A 20,246-nucleotide genomic window follows, 5' to 3' on the forward strand; every position below is an offset into this window, starting at 1 on the left:
CCTCCACGGGGTCGGCCGTCGGCGATACTCTTCGAGGATGAGCACGGTCAAGCACGCTGCACGCGTCGCCCAGGGATCCACGGCCTTCCGTCGCATCGCCCGTGTCGGGTTCGTCGTCCTCGGTCTGATCCACGTGATCATCGGCGCCATCGCCATCACCATGGCCGCCGGGGCCTCGGGAGACGCCGACCAGGACGGCGCGATGGAGCAGCTCCGGAACAACCCGGTCGGCGGATTGCTGCTCGTGCTCGTCGCCACCGGGCTGATCGCTCTGGCCGTCTGGCAGATCGCGAGCGCGTTCCTCGCCGCCGACCCCGCCGAGACGAAGAAGTGGGGGCAGCGCGTCAAGCTCTTCGGCATCGCGCTCGCCTACCTCGTGGTCGCGGGCATGGCGCTCATCTATGCGCTGGGCGGCGATGCCGAGTCGGAGACCGCGTCGAAGACCCTGAGCGCGGTGGTGCTGTCTGCCCCGGGCGGCGTCGCTCTGCTCGTCGTCATCGGACTGTCCGTGGTGGGCGTGGGGATCGGCTTCGTCGTCGGCGGCTTCACGCGCGGTTTCAAGAAGCTGCTCGACCTGCCGACGGGCGTCGCACGCGGGGGCATCGTGACGCTCGGAGTGATCGGCTACTTCGGCAAGGGCATCGCGGTGGCCGTGACCGGCGTGCTGTTCGTCGTCGCCGCGGTCACGCAGGATCCGGAGAAGGGCGCGGGGCTCGATGCGGCGCTGCGCAGTCTGCTCGAGCTGCCTCTCGGCGGACTCGTCCTGGGAGCGGTCGGAGCGGGCTTCGCGATCTACGGAGTCTTCTGCATCGCCCGGGCGCGCTACGCCCGCATGTGAGCAGGGCGCGCCGGGCGCTCACGCGGTCGCGGGCTTCTCGCTCCAGGCCAGCAGGAAAGCACCGAGAGTGATCATGAGCCCGCCCCCGGTCGCGCCCATCGCCTCGATGCGTCGGGGCGAGCGCCCGAACCAGTCTCGTGCGGCGCTCGCGAGGAGCACCCACACGGCGTCGCAGCTCACACCGATGACGACGACGATCACCCCGAGCAGGAAGAGCTGCGCGGGGACCGAGCCCGCATGCAGATCGACGAACTGCGGCAGGATCGCGAGGAAGAACGCGATGGATTTCGGATTGGTGACACCCACGACGAAGCCCTCGGCGAGCAGCCGCCATCCCGAGCGTCGCGCGGGTGTCGTGACGATGGCGCGCGCCGCATCCTTCCGGTGCCGGATCGCCTGGATGCCGAGGAAGATGAGGTATCCGGCGCCGAGCACCTTGACGATGGTGAACAGCACGGCCGACTGGGCGATGATCGTGCCGACGCCGAGCGCGACCGCCACGACCAGCACGATCGAGCCGACGGCGGTGCCGAGGATGCTGAGGAAGCCGCCCATCCGCCCGAGAGCCATGGCCCGTCCGATCGTGAACAGCACGGTCGGACCGGGGATCACGACCATGACGAACGCCGCGACGACGAAGGCGAGCAGCGTATCCGGGGCGATCATGGGTCGAGCCTAGGGTGCGGACGTCGGGCGGTCGAGAGTGCGGCCGCCCGACGCCGTCGGTCAGGCCTGACCCCAGAAGCGGTCTTCCGCCTCCTGGTCCTCGCTGATGAGCCAGACCTCGGCGATGCGGTCGCCGGCGACGCGGAAGACGTCGACGCCGTGCTGGTCGAGGTCGTCGTGTCCGGCACGCTGCGCACGGAAGTGCACGGTCGCGGACACGAGGTCTCCGCTCTCGGTCGCCGAGTCGGTCTCGAGCACGAACGTGCCGCCGCTGAGCTCCATGAAGCGGCCGAGGTGGGCGAGGATCGCGTCGGGGCCGACGTGGTCGCCGGATGCCTGGTTGGCGCCGGGCTGGTGCCACACGGCATCCGGATGGAAGGTGGCCGCCAGTGCCCCCATGTCTCCCGCGGCCAGGGCCGCACCGTACTGTCCTACAACGTCGATCGCCGACATGATGCTCCTTCTCGTGTGGTCGGTACTCTGGAGCATCCAGCGTCTCGCCGAGGGCGCGGTTACTTCAACGTCACCGGGAGGAGCACCGCATGTCGCGCACGTGGACGGTGTTCTCCGCCAGCTGCCCGTCTCGGGCGTCGCTCGCCCGCATCGCGAACAAGTGGACCGCGATGATCGTCGTCCTCCTGCACGAGCAGCCGCTGCGCTTCGGCGAGCTGCACACCCGGATGGACGGGATCACGAAGAAGGTGCTCGTCGACACCCTCCGCGCCCTCGAACGCGACGGGATGCTGGAGCGCGCCGTCGGCGACGACGGCCATTCGCGCTACCTGCTCACCCCGCTCGGGCGGAGCCTGCATGAGCCGCTCCAGGCGCTGCAGGTCTGGGCGGAGTCGCACGTGGAGGACGTGCTCGACGCGCAAACCCGCTACGACGAGGTCGCCGACGCGAAGACGCTCGACGGGCGCTGACCCGCGGGCCCACCCACGGCTCACAGGTGGGAAACTGGAACGATGAGCGTTTCTTCCGGTGTCGACGTGATCGCCCCTCTGAGCGAGACCGAGGTGCAGCGCATCCGCGAGGACTTCCCGATCCTGCACACGCAGGTGCAGGGGCACCCGCTCGTGTACCTCGACTCGGGGGCGACGTCGCAGCGGCCGTCGTCCGTCCTGGATGCCGAGCGCGAGTTCTCGACCACCATGAACTCGGCCGTGCACCGCGGGGCGCACACGCTCGCCGCCGAGGCGACCGAGCTGTTCGAGGATGCTCGCAGCAGCGTCGCGCGCTTCATCGGGGCGGACGACGACGAGGTGGTCTGGACCTCGAACGCGACCGAGGCGATCAACCTCGTCGCCTACTCGCTGTCGAACGCGTCGCTCGGACGCGGGGGAGCGGCTGCCGAGCGGCTTCGGTTGCGTGAGGGCGATGAGATCGTCACGACCGAGATGGAGCACCACGCGAACCTCATCCCGTGGCAGGAGCTCGCGGCCCGCACGGGCGCGACGCTCAAGGTCATCCCGCTCGACGACGACGGTGCACTGCGCCTCGACGCCGCCGCCGAGCTCATCACCGTGCGGACGAAGCTCGTGGCGTTCACGCACGTCTCCAACGTGCTCGGCGTGGTCAATCCGGTCGAGCGTCTGGTCGCTCTCGCCCGCGAGGTGGGCGCCTTGACCCTGCTCGACGCCTGCCAGTCGGCGCCGCACCTGCCGCTCGATGTGCGCGCGCTGGGCGTCGACTTCGCCGTGCTGTCCGGCCACAAGATGCTCGGTCCCACCGGCATCGGGGCGCTCTACGGACGCCGCGAGGTCCTGGCCGTGATGCCTCCGCTCCTCACGGGCGGTTCGATGATCACCACTGTCACCACCACCGAGGCCGAGTACCTCCCGCCGCCGCAGCGGTTCGAGGCCGGCACGCAGCGGGTGTCGCAGGCCATCGCGCTCGCCGCGGCCGTGGGCTATCTGACCGAGGTGGGGATGCCGCGCATCGCCGCACACGAGGCCGCTTTCGGCCGCCGTCTCGTCGACGGGCTGAGCGCGATCGACGGGGTGCGGGTGCTCGGTGCCGGGATCGATCTGCCTCGCGTGGGACTCGCGAGCTTCGATGTCGCCGGCATCCACTCGCACGATGTGGGGCAGTTCCTCGACGACCTCGGGATCGCCGTGCGCGTCGGGCACCACTGCGCCCAGCCGCTGCACCGGCGCCTGGGCGTCACCTCGTCGACCAGGGCGAGCACCTACCTGTACACGACCGAGGCCGAGGTGGATGCTGTGATCGACGGCGTCGCCGGAGCGATCGCTTTCTTCCGGAGGGGCGCATGAGCGACCTGCAGAACCTGTACCAGGAGCTGATCCTGGACCACTCGCGCACCCCGCATGGCTACGGCCTTCGCGAGGAGATCGCGGCGCAGTCGCACCAATTGAACCCGACGTGCGGCGATGAGATCACGCTGCAGGTGCACCGCGGCTCCGACGGGGGTGTCGAGGCGATCGCCTGGGAGGGACACGGCTGCGCGATCTCGCAGGCATCCGCTTCCCTCCTCGCCGAGCTCGCCGAGGGGCTCACCGTCGAGGAGCTCGAGGTGCGCATCGCGGCGTTCCGCGAGGCGATGCGCTCGCGCGGCAAGATCGAGCCCGACGAGGAACTGCTCGGCGACGCCGCAGCCCTCGGCGGGGTGTCGAAGTACGTGGCGCGGGTCAAGTGCGCCATGCTCGCGTGGGTCGCCGCGGAGGACGCCCTCACCCGCAGCTGAGGTGCAGGATGGACGCATGCCCGTGCATCTGAAGCCGCTGCCCGCCGGACGCTTCGACGAGTGGCGGGCTGCGGCGAGGCAGCGCCTCATCGACGGCAACCGCGCTTCGGGGAGACGCATCGGGGATGATGCGATCGCTTTCGCGGACGAGTACTTCGACGAGCTGCTGCCTTACGGGGCGGCGACGCCGGCGGCACGGGTCATGCGGATCGTCGACGAGGGACAGCGCGAACTCGGCACCCTGTGGCTGGTGCTCGCCGGCACGAAGCTGTTCCTCCTCGACCTCGCCGTCGAGGCCGAGCTGACCGGCACCCAGAACGATGAGCTGGTCGCACGGATCGTGACCATCGCGCGCGACATGGGCGCGACGCAGATCAGCGCACCCGTGTTCCCGCCGGCGGCGGCATCTCGTGCGCTGGTCGACGGTCGCGGCTTCACGGTCGCCTCGATCCAGATGGTGCTCGAGCCGCTGCCACTGCGCGAGGTCTCACCCCATGTCGTCGTGGCTCCGATGCCCGAGGAGCGGTTCCCCCGATTCCTCGCGGCGTCCGAGGAGGGTTTCGCGCAGGACCTCGTGGAATCCGGCCGCTACTCGCCGGAGGAAGCCGCTGCGGAGTCCCACCGTCAGCTGGTCGAGGAGCTGCCGGACGGACTCGCCACCCCGGGACAGGAGTTCTTCACGGCCGCGGTCGACGGTGTCGAGGTCGGCATCCTCTGGCTCGGCATGCGCGAGCGCGATGGACGCGCGCATGCGTTCGTGCTCGACATCGAGGTCGCCGCGGATCAGCGCCGCAGGGGGTACGGGCGCGAGCTGATGCACGCCGCCGAACGTGAGGCCCGTCGGCTCGGCGCCGACTCGATCGGGCTGCACGTGTTCGGCTTCAACTCCGCCGCCGTCGAGCTGTACGAGAGCCTCGGTTACCGGCGGACCGAGGAGAGCCTGCTGCGCGAACTGTGACGCCGGTCATCGGAGGACACGAAGGGAATAGTGCGGTGTGCTCGACGTTGCCCCCAGCATGACAACTCTCGGAATCATCGGTGCAGGACACATCGGCAGCCAGGTCGCGCGGGTGGCGGTGGCGAACGGTTACGACGTCGTGATCGCCAACTCGCGTGGGCCGGAGACGCTCGCGGGCCTCGTGGAGGAGCTCGGGCCCCGCGCGAAGGCCGCGACGGCGGAAGACGCCGCGGCAGCCGCGGATGTCGCGGTCGTCACCGTCCCGCTTCGCGCGATCGACGCGCTCCCCGCCGCACAGCTCGCCGGCAAGATCGTGCTCGACACGAACAACTACTACTTCGAGCGTGACGGTCGCATCGACGCCCTCGACAAGGGGGAGACGACGACGTCGGAGCTGGTGCAGCGCGCGCTCCCGGACTCGAAGATCGCGAAGGCGTTCAACCACATCTACGCCTCGGAGATCACGAGCGACGGCAAGCCGGCTGGAGCCCCGGACCGCCGCGCGCTGGCCACAGCCGGTGACGACGCCGAGGCCGTCGCCTTCGCGACGCGCTTCTACGACGAAGCCGGCTTCGACACGGTCAACGTCGGGTCACTCAGCGAGTCGTGGCGGGTCGAGCGTGATCGCCCGGCGTACGTCGTGCGGCAGAATGCCGAGGAGCTGACCGCGAACCTCGCGATCGCGAACCGTCTGCCCTGAGCGCCGCGGGGCGAGCGCGACGGACGCCTTCCGTGTCTCGCGCTCGTCCCGGACCGGGGCATCCCGGGCGTGTTGGGATACCAAAAGTTGAGTAACCCGGCCCGTGATGCGAGAATGCCCAGATGGCGGGGGCTATGGGGACAAGCGGCGAACTCGAATCGGTCAGGGTCACGCGCATCCTGCGCGACGACATCGTGCTGGGGCGACGGGTGCCGGGGTCGCGTCTGGTCGAGCGCGACATCGCGGCCGAGCTGAACGTCTCACGCCTCCCGGTCCGCGAAGCCATCCGCACCCTCGTGTCCGAAGGAGTCGTCGTCGCACGCCCTCGCACCTGGGCGGTCGTGCGCGAATTCACCCCGCGTGACATCCAGGACTTCGCAGAGGTGCGCGAGGCCATCGAGACACTCATCTTCGTCTTCGCCGCCGAACGGCACGATGAGGCGGGTATCGCGCGCATCAGGGCTGCCTACGAACGCGAGCTCTCGGCGGCCGAAGCCGATGACTCGGAGGCAGCGCGGATCGCGGCGGCCGAGTTCCACGAGGTCGCGGTCGAACTCGCCGGGAACGAGATGCTCGGGGAGCTGATCGCGGTGTTCCTCACCCGTCTGCGGTGGCTGTTCGGACAGCACGACGATCTGCTCGCCATGGCCGACGAGCACCGCATCATCCTCGAGGCGATGGTCGCACGCGATACGGCGGCGCTCCGCCGCATCATTCCTGCGCACCTCGCCAGCGGCCAGTCGGCGGCGGAGCGGCGCCTCGCCGACGGCAGCGACCTGCTCGTCTGAACCCCGCCGTCCCGCTCGCGCACATTGGGGGACACCGACGACGGGTGCAGTTGTATATTGGTCCGGTCGGAGTCGGTCCGGAAACGTTGCGCTGTTCTGGGGAGCGAGATGCGGAGTCTTGCTGTCGCGGTCGGGTGCCTGCTGCTTCTGGGGGGAGTCGCGCTGGTCGCGATCGCCGATCAGGAGCGGGTGGCGGACATCACCGCCGTCAAAGCGGAGATCGTGCGCGTCGAGCGCGCCCTGGACGAGTCCCACGGCGAGAATCTCGAGCTCGCGCAGAAGCTCACTGCACTGCGGTCGCAGATCGCCGAGCAGGATTCCGAGATCGGCGACACCACGGGGTTCCTCCGGTGATGCGCCGGATGCTGGCGGTCACGCTCGCGGCGGCGACCGTGCTCTCCGCCGGAGTGCTCGCGAGGGCGGACGGCCTCGAACGGGAGCGCATCGCGGTCGTGGCGGAGTTCGGCACCCTGTCGCAGGAGTACCACGCGGCCACCCAGCGCACCGAGTATCTCGAGGCGACGATCGAGCAGGCAGAGCAGGTCACCGCTGATCGCGCCTCGGTGCTCGCCGTCCGTCCGGCGTTCGTCGCCGAGATCGCCGCGCTGAGCCGTGCCTTCGACAACGCGGAGGGGATGGTCGACACCGCCGCGCATCGGGCGGCCGCGCTGTCGGCGCAGCAGACCGTTCTGGCCGAGTCGGACGACCCCGCGGTCGTCACCGCGGCGACAGCCACGGTGCACGCACTCGCCGAGAAGGTCGGCACCCAGGTCGCCTCCGTGCAGGCCGCGCAGAGCGCAGGACCGGGCGGCCCGGCCTGGTCATCGAGCGGTCCCGAAGGCTACGCCCGAGTGCGGGCGGCGCTCGACCTCGTCGGCGGCGGGGGCGTCGGGCTGTACGAGTCGTCCTCGTGCGCGGGTGGCAACGCACCCGCCTGCGCCAACAGCAACGGCTACATCAAGTACCGCGCCGACATCGTGAACTGGAGCGCCGGTCGGTTGAACTGGGCCATGGCGCACGAGCTCGCGCACATCTACCAGTTCCGGGTCTGGGGCGCTCTCACGTCGTCGGGCGCGTACGCCTCGATGTTCGGCAATGACCCGGAGTTCCTCGCCAACTGCATGGCCGTCGTCCGCGGCTATCCCGGCTCGGTCGGGTGCAACGGCGATCAGCAGGCCTGGGCCTCGGGCATCTGGGTGGGCGCGGTCCGCTGACGCCGCCCCGGTGCGGTCAGGCGACCGGTGTGGTCGTGTCGATGGCCGCGCGCAGCGGCCGCCGCATCACGCGCCAGTACGACGACGGGGCGATGCGCGTGAGCACGTCGATCAGCCGCGCCTCGCGCCCGACCATCGTGCGGGCAGCCCTTCGCTCGGTCGCTCGGACGATCCGGGCCGCGGCATCCGCCGGATCGGTGTGGTACATCGCCGCCTGCGCCGCGGCGGCACGAGCGGCGACGGCCGGATCGATCGCGGCGGCGTAGCGCCCGTGCAGGATGATGCCGGTGCGGACGCCGGCCGGGTAGACGGCGCCGACGCTGACCGTCGTGCCCTCCAGCTCGTGCCGCAGCGCCTCGGAGAACCCCCGCACGGCGAACTTGCTCATCGCGTAGGGGATGCGCCCCGCCGGAGCGGCGAGCGCGTACACGCTCGCGAAGTGGGTGATGTGTGCGGCGGGTGCGGCGCGCAGGGCGGGGAGCAGCGCCTTGGTGATCGACACCGTGCCCCAGAGGTTCACGTCGGTGAGCCAGCGCATCTCCTCCATCGTGAGCTGGTCGAGGTTCCCGAGCATCGACGAGCCCGCGCAGGTGATCAGGGCGTTGATCCGCGGATGCTCCGAGGTGATCTCGTCGGCTGCGGCGAACACGGCGTCGTCGTCGCGGAGATCGACCACGTGCGTGGTGACCGTCGAGCCGCCCAGTTCCGCAGCGATGGTCGCGAGCGCGGCGCCGTCGTGATCGATCAGGGCGAGGTGCGTGCCGCGGGCTGCCAGCAGTCGGGCGATGTCGGCGCCCATGCCGTTCGCCGCCCCCGTGATCACGGTGGTGCTGCCGGCGAGATCGAGGTGTTTCATGAGTCTCCTGCGGTGCGCGATCCGGGGCCGTGGGGGCGGATGTCGGAGGGGTGGGGCATGCTGATCCGGAACCATTCTGGCCGACACCGGGCCCCAGTGATACCGGTACGCTCGTGGAGAGGAGGTGCCGGTGGGACGGACAGCGGATGCCATCGCCGAAGGTGTCGCGATCGCGACGGCTGCCGCGCGCCTCGCGGTGAAGAATCACATCCTCATCGGCACCATCGCCGAAGACGGCGTCTTCGACATGGAGAAGTACATCGACGACGCGCGGGAGGCGCTGCGGGCGATGGCCGAGGAGTCGGAAGAGGCGGCCGCCAACGTCACCGCGCTGCGCAAGCGGGCGAGGGGCAGGCACTCCGACCCCGTGGGCACGCACGACTATCGCGACCGCGATGTGCGAAACCTGCGCCGCCGGGCCAAGCAGTCCACCGGTGTCGGCCAGCGCCTGCGCGAGATGATGGAAGACCGGGAACGTCTCGCGCAGATCGTCGAAGAGGCGCGCGACGCCGCCTGGGCCGACGTGCGCCACAATCTCGACCGTCGACTGCGGGTCGAGGGCATGCGTCCCGACCAAGATCCCGACTACAACCGCATGCGCGAAGCCCGCATGCAGGCCCTGCGCCTCGTCGACCTGCAGGCGCTCTCGTCCGAGCAGCGCGCGAGGGCCAAGCGGCGCAAGAAGCAGCAGAAAGCCGAGGCGGCGAGCGACTGACGCCTCGTTTCGCTTTCGCGTCAGGACTGTTGTAGGCTGTTCCACGGCCCGCTGAGCGGGCTGGGCGCCCGTAGCTCAATGGATAGAGCATCTGACTACGGATCAGAAGGTTAGGGGTTCGAGTCCCTTCGGGCGCACACTGTGTTGAGACAGTACAGAATCCCCGTCGCGAAAGCGGCGGGGATTCTGCTGTATCCGGTCCGCTTCGTCGCGACTGCTGTTGGGGCGCCCTCGGACTGACCGTCGACAGGCTGCTCAGAGCAGGCTCGTGATCGCGGGGTCGCGACGGGCGACCTCCGCGGCCGTGGCCACGATGACCTCGCGGATGGCCGCGACCGCGACCGCAGGGGTGACGTCTGCACGGTGGGCGAGGCTCACGGTACGGGTCATCATCGGGTGCGTCAGCCGGACCGACCGCAGCGCGGGGCGATCGAGCAGCACCATCGCCGGAACCACCGCGACCCCGACACCGCGTTCGACGAAGCGCAGCACCGCATCCATCTCGGCGCCCTCGAGCACGTGGGTGGGCACGAGGCCCTCCGCGCGGAAGGCGGCGTCGGTGGTCGCTCGGAGTTCGTACGTCTCGTCGAGAGCGATCAGCGGGAGCGTGGCCAGGTGGGCGAGGCTCATCGCGGGCATGGTCGAGACGGGTGGCTCCGTCGCGGCCGAGATGACGACGAGCTCTTCGGCGAGCAGCGGCATGCGCGTGAGGCTGAAGCCCGACGGCGGCGGGCCGTCGGATTCGGTGATGAGCGCGATGTCGACGGCGCCGACGGCCAACTGCTCGACGAGTCGACGGGAGCCGCTCTCGGTCAGATGCAGATCCACGCCCGGATGGCTCGCGTGGAACACGCTGATCGCCTCGGCGACGAGGCTGATGCAGAGGGTCGGCGGAGCGCCCAGCCGCACCCTTCCACGGCGAAGGCCTGCCAGCTCGCCCATCTCGTCGCGGATGGCGTCGGCTTCGGCGAGCATGCGCTGTGCGCGGGGGAGGAGTGTCTCGCCCGCGGCGGTGAGCGCGATGTGGCCGCGTGCGCGATGGAACAGTTCGGCGCCGAGTTCGCGCTCGAGGGTCGAGATCTGGCGGCTCAGCGACGGCTGTGCCAGGTGCAGGTGCTCGGAGGCGCGGGTGAAGTGTCCGAGGCGTGCGACCTCGACGAACCCGCGGAGCTGCTCGAGGTTCATGGCCATAGCCTACCGGCATCGTTTCCACTCGAACTATGCATTGGAGTTATTAGGGTCGCCTAATTAGCGTGGAAAGCATGTCTACCCCCGAACGTCAGATATCCACCACCGTCCTCGTCATCGGCACCGGCGGCTCCGGGCTGCGGGCGGCGATCGAGATCGCCGAACACGGCGTCGATGTGCTCGCCGTCGGCAAGCGCCCGCGTCAGGACGCACACACGTCCCTCGCGGCCGGCGGCATCAACGCGGCACTGGGCACCATGGACGCGGAGGACAGCTGGCAGCAGCACGCGGCCGACACCATCAAGGAGAGCTATCTGCTCGCCAACCCGCACACGGTCGAGATCGTCACTCAGGGCGCCGAGCGCGGCATCCGCGACCTCGAGCGCTGGGGCATGGACTTCGCCCGCGAAGACGACGGCCGCATCTCGCAGCGGTTCTTCGGTGCGCACACCTTCCGCCGCACGGCGTTCGCCGGCGACTACACCGGCCTCGAGATCCAGCGCACGCTCGTGCGCAAGGCCGAGCAGCTCGAGGTCCCGATCCTCGATCACGTCTACATCACCCGTCTGCTCGTGCGCGACAACGTCGTGTTCGGCGCCTACGGCTTCGACCAGGCCGACGGCACCCGCTACCTGATCCACGCGGATGCCGTGATCCTCGCGGCCGGCGGGCACAACCGCATCTGGCGCCGCACCTCGTCCCGTCGCGACGAGAACACCGGCGACTCCTTCCGTCTCGCGGTCGACGCCGGCGCACGCCTGCGCGACCCCGAGCTCGTGCAGTTCCACCCGTCGGGCATCATCGAGCCGGAGAACGCCGCCGGCACCTTGATCTCCGAGGCGGCACGCGGGGAGGGCGGCATCCTCCGCAACGCCCTCGGTGAGCGGTTCATGGAGAAGTACGACCCCGAGCGCATGGAGCTGTCGACCCGCGACCGCGTCGCGCTCGCCGCGTACACCGAGATCAAGGAAGGACGCGGCACCGAGAACGGCGGCGTCTGGCTCGACGTGTCGCACCTGCCGCGCGAGACGATCATGACCCGGCTGCCGCGCGTCTACCAGACGATGATGGAGCTGCAGATGCTCGACATCACGACCGATCCGATCGAGATCGCGCCCACCGCGCACTACTCGATGGGTGGAGTCTGGGTGCGCCCGGAGGATCATCAGACCGACGTCGAGGGGTTGTACGCGATCGGCGAGGCTTCGAGCGGACTGCACGGCGCGAACCGGCTCGGCGGCAACTCGCTCATCGAGCTGCTGGTGTACGGGCGCATCGTCGGGCAGGCGGCGATGGAGCACGCGGCCGGTCTCGACGCGCAGCGCCGGTCGGCGGAGGCGGTCGCTGCGGCACGGGCCGAGATCGACGATCTTCTCGCCGCGGAAGGGCGCGAGAACGTCCGCGCCCTGCAGCGTGCCATCCGCAACCTCATGACCGAGTACGCCGGGGTCGTCCGCTCGGAAGACGGGCTGCGCGCCGGACTCGCCGACCTCGACATGATCGAGGGGCGCATGGAAGACGTGGGGATCCACCCCGACATCGCCGGGTTCCAGGACCTCGCCCACGCGTTCGATCTCAAGGCCTCGGCGCTCGCCGCTCGTGCCACGCTCGAGGCCGCGCTGGAGCGTCGGGAGACCCGCGGATGCCACAACCGCAGCGACTTCCCCGACACTGACCCGACCCTGCAGGTGAACCTGGTGTGGTCGCCGACCGCGGGCGTCACGCGTGAGGAGATCCCCGAGATCTCGCCCGAGATCGCCGAGCTCATGCGTGAGGTCGACACCGAGGGCAAGCTCGTCGAGTAGTTCCGCCGAGACCCCGACTTCGCGCCGAGACCCCGACTTCGCGCCGAGACCCCGACTTCGCGCCGAGACCCCGCCCTGCTGATGTCTGCAGGGCGGGGTCTCGGCGGTAACCCGGGGTCTCAGCGAGGTGCTCAGTCGGCCTGCGGGTCCTCGGTGTCGATCACGCCGATACCGACGGCCTCGTGGTCGGGCTCGGGCTCTTCGCGCTTCGGAGCCTTCGGCTCTTGGCCCGGGTCCTTCTCGGTGCTCGGCTCCTCGAGCTCCTCGGTGCTGGGCACCTCGCTCGGGTCGGCGTCTTCGGGCGATTCGGCCTGGTCAGGGGTCGTCGCCTCGCCCTCGCTCGTGTCGGAGGCCGGAGTGGGGGTGGGAGTCTGCGCCTCGGGCGAGAGCTCGTCGGAGGGATCCTGTCCGGGAGTGGCGTTCGTCATGATGGCCCCTTTCATGGTGTCGTCCGAACAGGATGCCTCGCCGGCTGATGTGACTGAAGGGGCTTGACGCGGCGCCGAGTTAATCGGGGTGAACCGAGGGCGCGGATGCGGCGTAGCCTGGAGGGGTGACTGCGTACGTCTCGGCTTTCGACCTCTTCTCCATCGGAGTGGGGCCTTCGAGCTCCCATACGGTCGGACCGATGCGGGCGGCCCTCGACTTCGCGCGACGGCTCACCGCGACCGGCACCCTCTCGCACGTGGCGCGCGTCGGCAGCACGCTGTACGGATCGCTCGGTGCGACCGGCATCGGCCACGGCACACCGGATGCCGTCGTCGCCGGGCTCCGTGGACTCGCACCGGAGACGTGCGATCCCGCCGACGTGAGGTCGGCGTGGACGGACTTCCCCGCGGGTGGCGCGCTGTCGATCGACGGCGCCCACGACGTTCCTTTCGCGAAGGACGACATCGTCTTCGCGCCGCGCACCCGGCTGCCCGGACATCCGAACGCCATGACGATCATCGCGTGGGATTTCGCGGGGCAGGTCGTCGCCGAGGAGACCTACTACTCGGTGGGCGGTGGATTCATCCGCCGCGACGGCGAGGAGGCGAAGCTCACGACCGCAGGTTTCCCGTACTCGTATGCGGATGCCGCCTCACTGCTCGCCCTCTGCGACGAGAACGGTCTGTCGATCGCCGAGGTCGCCCGCCTCAACGAGACCTCGCTCCGCGGCGAGGAAGACGTTGCGGCCGGGCTCGATGCGATCTGGGACGCGATGTCGGGGTGCGTCGAGGCGGGCCTGCACGCCGACGGCACGCTTCCCGGCATCCTCAAAGTCAAGCGGCGGGCAGGAGTGATCCGCGGCCAGCTCGAAGCGGTCGAGGCCGACGGGCATCGTGAGCTGCCGGGCGAATGGCTCGGCGCCTTCGCGCTGGCCGTCAACGAGGAGAACGCGGCGGGCGGACGAGTCGTGACCGCGCCGACGAACGGTGCCGCCGGCATCCTCCCCGCTGTCGCCATGTACTGGTGGCGGTTCCTCGCCGACTCGGGACTCGGCGCGGGGAATGCCGTCACCCCGTACGGCGAGCTGGTCGGCAGTGCGCTGCTGGGGTTCGAGCCGGATGTGCGGGCCCTGGACGCCGCGAGCGACCTCGACGAGGAGCTGACGGCAGAGGCCAACCGTCGCCGTGGCATCCGTCGCTTCCTGCTGACCGCGACGGCCCTCGGGTCGCTGTTCAAGGCCAATGCGTCGATCTCGGGGGCTGAAGGCGGGTGCCAGGCCGAGGTCGGCTCCGCGTGCGCGATGGCGGCCGGTGGACTCACCGCGGTGATGGGTGGCACGAACCGTCAGATCGAGAACGCCGCCGAGATCGCGATGGAGCACCATCTGGGGCTCACCTGCGACCCGATCGGCGGTCTCGTGCAGATCCCCTGCATCGAACGCAACGCGATCGCGGCCTCGACGGCGGTCACGGCCGCTCGTCTCGCACTGCGCGGAGACGGCAGCCACTACGTCTCGCTGGATGCCGTCGTCGAGACGATGCGCCAGACGGGTGCCGATATGTCGACCAAGTACAAGGAGACCAGCGAGGGCGGCCTCGCGGTCAACGTTATCGAGTGCTGACCGCGCTCGCGCGACTCCGTGTCGGCGGATGCCGGTAACCTCCACGAGAAGCGCGCGGAGGGATCACTATGGATGCGTTCTGGGAGCCGACCTCTCGGCAACGGCGGCAGCAGCCGGTCGTGGCGGTGCGTCCGAACGACGACGCGCCGACCCCCGGAGCGGGGTGGCCGACGAACATTCCCGCCGTCGCCCAGGTGCTGCGGGAGGGGATCGATCTCGACCCCGGGGTCACGTTCCTCGTGGGTGAGAACGGCAGCGGCAAGTCCACCCTCGTCGAAGGGATCGCGCTCGCCTACGGCCTCTCTCCGGAGGGCGGTTCTCGGCAGGCGCGGCACACCACGCGCGCGACCGAGTCTCCGCTGTCGGACTGGCTGCGGCTGCAGCGGGGCGTGGGAGCGAACCGGTGGGGCTTCTTCCTCCGCGCCGAGACGATGCACTCCTTCTACACCTACCTGGAAGAGAACCCCTCACCCCGTGGCGATGTCGCGTTCCACGAGATGAGCCACGGCGAATCGTTCCTCGCTCTGCTGGAGAGCCGGTTCGACGAGCCCGGTTTCTACTGTCTCGATGAGCCCGAGGCGGCGCTGTCGTTCAATTCGACGCTCGCCCTGATCGCGGTGCTCCGACGCATCGCCGACGAAGGCGGCCAGGTGCTGTGCGCGACGCACTCGCCGGTGCTCGCGGCCCTGCCCGGTGCGAAGATCCTCGAGGTGGGGGAGTGGGGCGTCCGTCCGGCCGAGTGGGGCGACCTCGAGATCGTGAACCACTGGCGCTCGTTCCTCGAGCATCCGACGCGCTACCTGCGTCATCTGCTCGACTGAGGGCCGAGCCCCGCGCCGTCGGCACGCGTCATAGGCTGGCGGTCATGACCGAGCAGAAGGCGCCGCGCCGGCGAGGGCGCCCCCGGGGCGGCTCCGACTCGAGGGCGCGCATCATCGCGTCGGCGGTCGACGACTTCGCCGAGAAGGGGTACGACGGGGCGACGGTCCGCTCGATCGCCGCCAGAGCCGGCGTGGACTCGGCACTTGTTCACCACTACTTCGGCACCAAGGCCGATCTCTTCGCGGAGGCTGTGGGCATCCCGCTGCGACCCGACGTCGACGTGCCGAAGATCCTCGCGGGTCCGCGTGAGGAGGTCGGTGAGCGGCTCATCCGCTACGTGCTCGAGGCTTTCGAGCAGCCGGAGGTCCGTCGACGAGGAGTCATGCTGCTCCGCACCGCCATCGGCAGCCGGCTCACGACCCCACTGCTGGCGGGCTTCCTGTCGCGCGAGCTGCTCTCCCGTGTCGCCCGGAGCCTCGAGGCCGACGACGCCGATCTGCGGGCCTCGCTCGTGGCCTCGCAGATCGCCGGCATGCTGATCGCACGGTACGTGCTGCGACTCCCGGCGCTCGCCGCGGCGTCGGTCGACGAGCTCGTCATCCGCGTCGGCCCGACTGTACAGCGCTACCTCTTCGGCTGACCAGCCCCGGGATCCCCCCCCCCCCGGCCCCCCGGCTGCCGACACAACTTCGGATTCCCCGGCCGACACGCGGGGCAGGCGGTCGACCAGCCGGCGTGTCGGCTCCGATCTCCGAAGTTGTGCGGGGGCGGAGCGTGGGCACGGGCGTGAGGAGGGGCAGCCGAGTATCCCGTTGACGCGATCGATCTGCGGGCGCATAATTCATCACATGATGAATAACTCGGCCGTCGAGATCGCCCAGCTGCGCGTGCGCCGCGGAGCAGTGCAGGTCTTCGACGGGATCGACCTCACGATCCCGCGCGGACAGATCACGGGGCTGCTCGGGCCGTCGGGGTGCGGTAAGACCACCCTCATGCGGTCGATCGTCGGTGTGCAGCGGATCGCCGAGGGAGACGTCACGGTTCTCGGCGAACCCGGCGGATCGCGACTGCTCCGGCATCGTGTCGCCTACGGCACGCAGGGGGCCGCGGTCTACGGCGACCTCAGCGTGCGCCAGAACCTCTCGTACTTCGCCTCGTTGCTCAAGGCGCCGAAGGGGGACGTCGACCGGGTCATCGATGAGGTCGGGCTGCGGGCCCAGGCGGGACAGCTCGTCGACGCGCTCAGCGGCGGCCAGGCGACGCGCGTGTCGCTCGCGGTCGCACTGATCGGCTCACCCGAGCTGGTCGTCCTCGACGAGCCGACGGTCGGGCTCGACCCCGTGCTGCGCGCCGAGCTGTGGGCGTTGTTCCGAGGGCTCGCCGACCGCGGAGTGACGCTCATCGTCTCCAGCCATGTCATGGACGAGGCGGTCCGCTGCGACCGGCTGCTCCTGATGCGGGAAGGGCGGATCATCGCCGACACCACGCCGTCGGCGCTCCTGGCCGACACCGGCACGACCGACGCCGAGTCCGCGTTCCTGGCGCTGATAGAGCGGGACCGCAACGGTGACGCGGACACCCCACGAACACGTCGTGAAGCGCGGGAACACCGCGAGGAGGCCACAGAATGAACGGCCGCCGGATGCTCGCCACCGCGGGGCGTGTGCTCGCGCAGCTGCGGCATGATCCGCGATCGATCGCGTTGATGCTCATCGCACCGAGCCTGCTGGTCGGGTTGTTCGCCTGGCTGTTCAGCGACCAGGAGGGGGTGTTCGACCAATTCGGCGGTGCGATCCTGGCGCTGTTCCCGTTCATCGTGATGTTCCTCATCACCTCGATCACCACCCTGCGCGAGCGCCGGTCGGGAACCCTCGAGCGCCTGATGACGACGCCGCTCGAGAAGGCCGACTTCATCCTCGGTTATGCGCTCGCCTTCGGGCTGATGGCACTGCTGCAGGCAGTGATCACGGTGTCGTTCGCGGTCGGGGTCTGCGGCCTCGACGTCGACGGGCCGCTCTGGCAGCTGGGGCTCGTCGCGGTGGTCGATGCTCTGCTCGGCACCGCGCTGGGGCTGCTCGCCAGTGCCTTCGCGCAGACCGAGTTCCAAGCGGTGCAGTTCATGCCGCTACTGGTGTTCCCGCAGATCATCCTCGGCGGCCTGTTCATGCCTCGAGACCAGATGCCGGATGTGCTGTACGCCATCTCGGACTGGCTCCCGCTGAGCTACGCGATCGACACGATCAACGCGGTGGCTGCGGGTGACGAGGGCTGGGACGTGTTCGGTCCACTGCTCATCGTCGTCGCTTTCGCGGTGGGCGCCCTCGTGCTCGCGTCGCTGACGCTGCGGCGGCGCACGCGCTGAGTCTCCGACTCCGGTCGCGGCTCAGCGCGCCGCGCGGTTCTTGGTGTGCTTCGTCGGCACGGCGGCCCACGGATCCTCGGGCCACGGATGCCGGGGGTAGCGCCCGCGCATCTCGGCGCGCACCTGGCTGTAGGGACCGGACCAGAAGGATGCGAGGTCGTCGGTGACCGCGAGCGGACGCCCCGCAGGCGACAGCAGGTGGAACAGGACCGGCACCCGCCCGTCGACGAGCCGCGGAGTCGCGGCCCACCCGAAGCACTCCTGCAGCTTCACGGCGACGACCGGCCGTGCGTGCGGGTCACCGTCGGGCTCCGGATAGGCGATGCGGACGCGGGATCCGCTGGGCACCTCGAGTCGTTCCGGCGCGAGCTCATCGAGGCGCGCTGCTTCGGGCCACGGAAGCAGACGCCGAAGCGGCGATGACAGCTCCAGCCGTGCGGCGGGGGTGCCGGCTGCCAGGCGATCGAGCTCAGGCGCCAGCCACGCGTCGAGGGAGTCGACCAGCCCGGCGTCCGAGACATCGGGCCAGGGGCCGCCGAGCTCTCGTCGCAGCAGGGCCAGTCTCCGGCGCAGCGCGTCTGCGGTGTCGGACCAGGTGAACATGCCGAGCCCGTCGCGGCGGAGGGCCCGGCGCACGGCGTCGCGGCCCTCCTGAGCCGATGCCTTCACGGGGGCAGAGGACCGAAGGATGGCGCCGATGCGCCGTTCGCGTCGGGCCTGGACGCGACCTCCGACGAACTCCGCCTCGACGCGGTCGGTCATCAGGTGGCTCGCGGCCTGCTCCATCTGCGCTTCGGTGAGCACGGCGGCCGAGCGGATGATCGCGCCGGACCCGGCTGCCGCGCGCGCGGTGGCGCGCGCGACGTCGGCGACGGCGAGCCATTCCACTGCGGCGAGCGAACCCCTCACCCCCGCTCGGGTACCGGATGCCAGCAGGAAGGTCGCCCCGTCGGCGGTGCGCTCCACGCGGAGCGCGATCCTCTCTGGGAATGCCAGCGCGATCACGAGCCCGACTCCGTCGAGGTCCGAGCGGACGCCCGGTGTCGTCGCGACCATGCGCTCTAGGCGGTTCGCATCGTCGCGCCATCGGCGGGCTTCCGGAGTCCGACCGCCGCGCAGCGCGATGAGTGCCTGGGCGACGTCGGCGTCCGCGATTCGCACGTCACCGCTCACAAGTGCCACGACCTCTGCAGCGAGGCGGCTCCCCACGATCGGGCTGCCGTCACGAAGCGCCCGGGCGAGTCGTGGATCGGTCGGAATCCGTGCCAGGATGCGGCCATCCGCGGTGGCGCGACCCTCGTCGTCGATCGCGCCGAGGCCCCGAAGCACCGAGATCGCATCGGCCAGGTTCTCGGCGGGCAGCGGATCGATCATCCGCAGCCCGGTGCCGCTCGGGGCACCCCAGCAGGCGAGAAGCAGGGCGGCATCCGCGAGGTCGATCACCGCGATTTCGGGCACCGGTCGAGCGGGCGCCGCCGCGTAGGTGCGCTCGTCGACGCAGCGGATGACCGTGCCGGGACCCCGACGGGTGCCGCGCCCCGCGCGTTGCACGCACGACGAACGAGAGGCTGCGCTGGTGACCAGGCCCGTCATGCCGCGGCCGGCATCGCGCTGCGGATGCCGTGACAGGCAGCTGTCCACGACCAGGCGCACCCCCGGCACGGTGAGCGAGGACTCGGCGAGCGACGTCGTGACGATGATGCGCGGGCGGTCCCGTGGGGCGCGGCCGCGGATCACGGCATCCTGCTCGGCCGGCGGGATTTGGCCGTGCAGCTCCCGCACATCGAAGGCATCGGTCGAGTCACGGACACGCCGGGCGATCTCCGACACCTCGCGGGCGCCCGGCACGAAGACCAGCACGTCTGCATCGGGGTCCTCGCGCACCAGTTCCCGGGCCGCGGATGTCGTGACGCGCGCGACGTGGTCGAGGAACCCCCACGTGACTCCACGCTCGTCGAGGCGTGGCACGGGGCTCGGCGCCCAGCGCTCGGTGAGCGGGAAGGCGGGGACATCGTGGTCGACGACCGGTGCGGGGGAGTCGTCCGTGCCGATCACGGCGGCGATGCGCGCGGCGTCGAGGGTGGCCGACATGGCGATCACCACGAGGTCGTCCCGCAACTCACGCACCTCCGACAGCAGGCCGATCAGGAGGTCGGTCTCGAGCGCGCGCTCGTGCACCTCGTCGAGGATCACGGCATCCACACCGTCGAGTCCCGGGTCATCGAGCATCCGTCGAAGCAACACCCCGGCCGTGACGAACTCGACCTGCGTCTCGGGCCCCGCCGAGCGCTCGCCGCGGACGGTGAAACCCACGCGGGAGCCGAGGGGTGATCCGTCGAGGTGGGCGAGGCGCCGGGCGGCCGCGCGGGCGGCGACCCGGCGAGGTTGGGTGACGATCACGCGACCGGTGCTCCGCGAAGCGAGGAGCGGTGGCACGAGGGTGGTCTTGCCCGTGCCGGGCGGGGCGGTGACGACGACCGATCCGCTCGCATCGAGTGCCGCCGAGAGCTCGTCGAGTGCCGCCGCGAACGACAGCCCCGCGCCGATGGCGGCGAGATCGAAGGCGGCGGACGTCATCCG

22 protein-coding genes and 1 tRNA gene are annotated in these 20,246 nt (G+C 70.3%); 17 read left to right on the forward strand and 6 right to left on the reverse strand.

The features are described from left to right. The first annotated feature begins 37 nt into the window (after positions 1–37). Entirely contained in the window at positions 38–838 is an 801-nt protein-coding gene (locus ACFC14_RS09095; protein WP_376103231.1) for a DUF1206 domain-containing protein, read from the forward strand. Between the two features lie 18 nt (positions 839–856). On the opposite strand, the gene ACFC14_RS09100 is transcribed toward ACFC14_RS09095, so the two are convergent. After that, on the reverse strand, positions 857–1,504 hold the full coding sequence (locus ACFC14_RS09100; protein ID WP_376103234.1) for a LysE family translocator: 648 nt from the start codon (positions 1,502–1,504) through the stop codon (positions 857–859). 60 nt (positions 1,505–1,564) lie between these two features. After that, positions 1,565–1,957: a nuclear transport factor 2 family protein gene (locus ACFC14_RS09105; RefSeq protein WP_376103237.1), complete on the reverse strand. Its 393-nt coding sequence runs from the start codon at positions 1,955–1,957 to the stop codon at positions 1,565–1,567. Positions 1,958–2,046: 89 nt separating this feature from the next. On the opposite strand from ACFC14_RS09105, the gene ACFC14_RS09110 reads away from it, so the two are divergent. The 8 genes from ACFC14_RS09110 to ACFC14_RS09145 all read left to right on the forward strand — a co-directional run bounded on the left by ACFC14_RS09110 (position 2,047) and on the right by ACFC14_RS09145 (position 7,868). Next, positions 2,047–2,427, forward strand: coding sequence for a winged helix-turn-helix transcriptional regulator (locus ACFC14_RS09110; protein WP_376103240.1), 381 nt, complete (start codon positions 2,047–2,049; stop codon positions 2,425–2,427). 42 nt (positions 2,428–2,469) lie between these two features. After that, a complete protein-coding gene (locus ACFC14_RS09115; protein ID WP_376103243.1) occupies positions 2,470–3,777 on the forward strand; it encodes an aminotransferase class V-fold PLP-dependent enzyme in 1,308 nt (435 codons plus the stop codon). After that, positions 3,774–4,208 (forward strand): Fe-S cluster assembly sulfur transfer protein SufU, encoded by a 435-nt coding sequence (gene sufU, locus ACFC14_RS09120; protein WP_136043059.1) that lies wholly within the window; start codon positions 3,774–3,776, stop codon positions 4,206–4,208. Before ACFC14_RS09115 ends, sufU begins: the two co-directional genes overlap by 4 nt. 16 nt (positions 4,209–4,224) lie before the next feature. Continuing rightward, positions 4,225–5,166: a GNAT family N-acetyltransferase gene (locus ACFC14_RS09125; RefSeq protein WP_376103246.1), complete on the forward strand. Its 942-nt coding sequence runs from the start codon at positions 4,225–4,227 to the stop codon at positions 5,164–5,166. Between the two features lie 58 nt (positions 5,167–5,224). Next, positions 5,225–5,866, forward strand: a complete 642-nt coding sequence (locus ACFC14_RS09130) for an NADPH-dependent F420 reductase (protein ID WP_376103249.1) — start codon at positions 5,225–5,227, stop codon at positions 5,864–5,866. 134 nt (positions 5,867–6,000) lie between these two features. Further along, on the forward strand, positions 6,001–6,654 hold the full coding sequence (locus ACFC14_RS09135) for a GntR family transcriptional regulator (protein WP_376103252.1): 654 nt from the start codon (positions 6,001–6,003) through the stop codon (positions 6,652–6,654). A 108-nt stretch (positions 6,655–6,762) separates the two neighbouring features. Then, positions 6,763–7,008, forward strand: coding sequence for a hypothetical protein (locus ACFC14_RS09140; RefSeq protein WP_136043055.1), 246 nt, complete (start codon positions 6,763–6,765; stop codon positions 7,006–7,008). Beyond that, positions 7,008–7,868: a hypothetical protein gene (locus ACFC14_RS09145; protein WP_376103255.1), complete on the forward strand. Its 861-nt coding sequence runs from the start codon at positions 7,008–7,010 to the stop codon at positions 7,866–7,868. Before ACFC14_RS09140 ends, ACFC14_RS09145 begins: the two co-directional genes overlap by 1 nt. 16 nt (positions 7,869–7,884) lie before the next feature. On the opposite strand, the gene ACFC14_RS09150 is transcribed toward ACFC14_RS09145, so the two are convergent. Beyond that, positions 7,885–8,724: an SDR family NAD(P)-dependent oxidoreductase gene (locus ACFC14_RS09150; protein WP_376103258.1), complete on the reverse strand. Its 840-nt coding sequence runs from the start codon at positions 8,722–8,724 to the stop codon at positions 7,885–7,887. Between the two features lie 130 nt (positions 8,725–8,854). Between ACFC14_RS09150 and ACFC14_RS09155 the strand changes: the two genes are divergently transcribed. Continuing rightward, positions 8,855–9,439: an asparagine synthase gene (locus ACFC14_RS09155; RefSeq protein ID WP_376103260.1), complete on the forward strand. Its 585-nt coding sequence runs from the start codon at positions 8,855–8,857 to the stop codon at positions 9,437–9,439. Positions 9,440–9,503: 64 nt separating this feature from the next. Next, positions 9,504–9,576 (forward strand) — tRNA-Arg (locus ACFC14_RS09160). 118 nt (positions 9,577–9,694) lie between these two features. On the opposite strand, the gene ACFC14_RS09165 is transcribed toward ACFC14_RS09160, so the two are convergent. Further along, positions 9,695–10,630: a LysR family transcriptional regulator gene (locus tag ACFC14_RS09165; protein WP_376103263.1), complete on the reverse strand. Its 936-nt coding sequence runs from the start codon at positions 10,628–10,630 to the stop codon at positions 9,695–9,697. A gap of 71 nt (positions 10,631–10,701) precedes the next feature. Here ACFC14_RS09165 and ACFC14_RS09170 point away from each other — a divergent pair, with 71 nt between their 5' ends. Further along, a complete protein-coding gene (locus ACFC14_RS09170; RefSeq protein ID WP_376103265.1) occupies positions 10,702–12,432 on the forward strand; it encodes an L-aspartate oxidase in 1,731 nt (576 codons plus the stop codon). 131 nt (positions 12,433–12,563) lie between these two features. On the opposite strand, the gene ACFC14_RS09175 is transcribed toward ACFC14_RS09170, so the two are convergent. Next, entirely contained in the window at positions 12,564–12,860 is a 297-nt protein-coding gene (locus ACFC14_RS09175) for a hypothetical protein (RefSeq protein ID WP_376103268.1), read from the reverse strand. Between the two features lie 125 nt (positions 12,861–12,985). On the opposite strand from ACFC14_RS09175, the gene ACFC14_RS09180 reads away from it, so the two are divergent. From ACFC14_RS09180 to ACFC14_RS09200, 5 genes are all read left to right on the forward strand, one after another. Further along, positions 12,986–14,482, forward strand: coding sequence for an L-serine ammonia-lyase, iron-sulfur-dependent, subunit alpha (locus ACFC14_RS09180; RefSeq protein WP_376103271.1), 1,497 nt, complete (start codon positions 12,986–12,988; stop codon positions 14,480–14,482). A 68-nt stretch (positions 14,483–14,550) separates the two neighbouring features. After that, positions 14,551–15,303, forward strand: a complete 753-nt coding sequence (locus ACFC14_RS09185; protein ID WP_136043047.1) for an AAA family ATPase — start codon at positions 14,551–14,553, stop codon at positions 15,301–15,303. Between the two features lie 44 nt (positions 15,304–15,347). Continuing rightward, positions 15,348–15,944: a TetR family transcriptional regulator gene (locus ACFC14_RS09190; RefSeq protein WP_376103274.1), complete on the forward strand. Its 597-nt coding sequence runs from the start codon at positions 15,348–15,350 to the stop codon at positions 15,942–15,944. Between the two features lie 208 nt (positions 15,945–16,152). Next, positions 16,153–16,935: an ABC transporter ATP-binding protein gene (locus tag ACFC14_RS09195; protein ID WP_376103277.1), complete on the forward strand. Its 783-nt coding sequence runs from the start codon at positions 16,153–16,155 to the stop codon at positions 16,933–16,935. Continuing rightward, entirely contained in the window at positions 16,932–17,666 is a 735-nt protein-coding gene (locus ACFC14_RS09200; RefSeq protein WP_136043044.1) for an ABC transporter permease, read from the forward strand. The genes ACFC14_RS09195 and ACFC14_RS09200 overlap by 4 nt, the downstream gene beginning before the upstream one ends. A gap of 21 nt (positions 17,667–17,687) precedes the next feature. Here ACFC14_RS09200 and hrpB read toward each other — a convergent pair whose 3' ends face one another. Further along, a complete protein-coding gene (gene hrpB / locus ACFC14_RS09205; protein ID WP_376103280.1) occupies positions 17,688–20,243 on the reverse strand; it encodes an ATP-dependent helicase HrpB in 2,556 nt (851 codons plus the stop codon). Between the last annotated feature and the right edge of the window lie 3 nt (positions 20,244–20,246).

The organism is Microbacterium sp. NPDC055988, assembly GCF_042269505.1.
Classification (GTDB): Bacteria; Actinomycetota; Actinomycetes; order Actinomycetales; family Microbacteriaceae; genus Microbacterium.